The sequence below is a fragment of the Azospirillum sp. B506 genome (genome assembly GCF_000333595.1).
Lineage (GTDB): Bacteria > Pseudomonadota > Alphaproteobacteria > Azospirillales > Azospirillaceae > Azospirillum.
Genome location: NZ_BADK01000265.1, coordinates 1 through 2,486, shown reverse-complemented (window position 1 = coordinate 2,486; position 2,486 = coordinate 1). Strand labels below are relative to the sequence as shown.

2 protein-coding genes are annotated in these 2,486 nt (G+C 63.7%); both read left to right on the top strand.

The features are described from left to right. On the top strand, positions 1-197 hold a 197-nt coding region (locus I71_RS39600; protein ID WP_042693773.1), incomplete at its 5' end, for a hypothetical protein. Next, positions 191-2,486, top strand: a 2,296-nt coding sequence (locus I71_RS08365; protein WP_042693771.1) for a calcium-binding protein, incomplete at its 3' end; no start/stop codon positions are given. The genes I71_RS39600 and I71_RS08365, both read left to right, overlap by 7 nt.

The following is a 2,486-nucleotide window of genomic DNA, read 5'->3' as shown; positions in this document are numbered from 1 at the left end:
CGGGCACCAACATTGTCCTGACCGGGGTGGGCGACGATTTGATCCGCTACGACGGCGGGCGCGACACCATCACCAACGAGGGCGGCAACGACATTCTGGAGATCCGCACCGCATTGAGGCGGGAGGACCTCTACTTCGCCCGCTTCGGCACGATCTGTATCTGCGCTTCCGCGGCGCGGCCGACGAGATCGTGCTGAAGAACCGCTTCAACGGCGCCGGCGACGGGGCGAGCTATGTCCAGACGCTGCTGTTCGCCGACGGGCAGCGGGTGGACCTGACCGATCCGACACTGCCGCTGGAAACGCTGGCGACCGCGGCCTCGGAGACGCTGGAGGGCTACAATGTCGGCGACCTGATCCAGGGCGTCGATGGCAATGACGCGATCTATGGCTATGCCGGCAACGACACGCTGGATGGCGGGGCCGGCAACGACCAGCTCTATGGCGGGGTGGGCAACGACACGCTGATCGGGGGCACGGGTGTCGACCGGCTGGAAGGTGGCGACGGGAACGACAGGCTGGATGGCGGCGACGGGGACGACACGCTCTATGGCGATGCCGGCGATGACACGCTGATCGGCGGCGCCGGGAACAACACGCTCTATGGCGGAACGGGCAACAATACGATCCGCTTCGATGGCGGTCAGGACATCGTCTCCAACACCGGTGGCAACGACGTCATCGAACTGGATGAGTCCTTCGACAAGGCAACGCTCTATTTCTCCCGCTTCGGCAACGACCTCTATGTGCGTTTCACCGGACGGACCGACCAGATCATCGTCAAGAACCGCTTCGACGGCTCCGGCGACGGTGCCGCCTATGCGCAGACCCTGCGGTTCGCCGATGGCTCTCTGGAGGATCTGACCCGCAAGGATCTGGTGATCCAGACGATCGGCGGCGCGGGAAGCGAGACGCTGGAGGGCTACAATGTCGGGGACACCATCGACGCGCAGTCGGGCAACGATACGATCTACGGCTATGCCGGCAACGATACGCTGACGGGCGGAGCCGACCAGGATTACCTGGATGGCGGCGACGGTGCGGACGTGGTCGACGGCGGGGTCGGCAATGACATGGTCTTCGGCCGAAACGGGAACGACACGGTTGTCGGTTCCGGCGGTGAAGACCGCTTGTGGGGCGACGACATATCCACCGATGGCAACGAGGTGATAACCCTCCGACTGAGGCTCGGTGCGCATACCGTTGGGGGCTGGCCACGCGCCATCGTGACGCTCGACGGCAAGGTCATCATGGACCAAACCATCGATGCGCAGTATTCACACCTCGATTCGTCGGGGAATTACATCCAGTATGTCGGTCAGCTAAAGGATTACCGCCTCATACTCCGGGATATGAGCGAAGCCAGCCGTCTAAAAATCAGTATTGTCGACGAAAACTGGGGGCATTGGCGGGCCAGCAATGCAGTATTCGTTGCCGGTGTGGAGGTGGATGGGTATCCTATATCCGCCGGATTCTATCTTTGGGAAAGCTATTCGCCGGTTGAGTGGTCTCTGAACTCACTTCTTCCGCCTCCTTCCCCGTATCCTGAAATCGGCAACGATTCTGTGGCCGGTGGCGACGGCAACGATGCGCTGAGCGGCGGTCAGGGCAACGACAGCCTGTCGGGCGACAGCGGCAACGACACCATCCTCGGCGGCGCCGGCAACGACACCATCCTGGGTGGCGCGGGGTCCGACGAGATGCATGGCGGTGCGGGCGACGACCTGATCGACAACCGTGACGATCCCAATGCCGGCGGCATCAACGACGCATCCTATGGCGGCAGCGGCAACGACACCATTTATGGCGGCGGCGGAGTCGATGTCGCCTATGGCGGAATCGGGAACGACCTGATCGACGGCGGTGGCGGTACCGACTATCTCTATGGCGAGGATGGCGCCGATTCCATTCTCGGTGGCACCGGTGCCGACTATCTATACGGTCAGGCCGGCAATGACACGCTGGATGGCGGTGCCGGCAACGACACCATCGACGGTGGGGCCGGCGACGATCTGATCCGTTTCGCCTCAGGTGACGGTGTGGACAGCATTGCCGGCGGCGGCGGCAACGATGTGCTGGAATTGGGGCCGGGCCTGAAGCGGGAGCAGATGTATCTCTCGCGCATCGGCACGGACCTGCAGCTGATCTTCCGCGACACCGGCGACCGCATTATCCTTGCCGGCCGCTTCAGCGGCGACGGCGACGGTGCGAACTTCGTGCAGACCGTCGCCTTCGCCGATGGAAGCCGTGTCGATCTCTCGGCCCAGACCATCGTGATGGAAACCCATGGGCAGGCGTCGGCGGAGACCCTGTACGGCTACAAGGACGACGACAGCATCGACGGCGGCGGCGGCAACGACACGATCTATGGCTATGCCGGGGATGATCTGCTGACCGGCGGGGACGGCAACGACGCGCTGTATGGCGGAACCGGCAGCGACACGCTGTCGGGCGATGCCGGGGCCGACTACTCGAAGGCGGCGACGG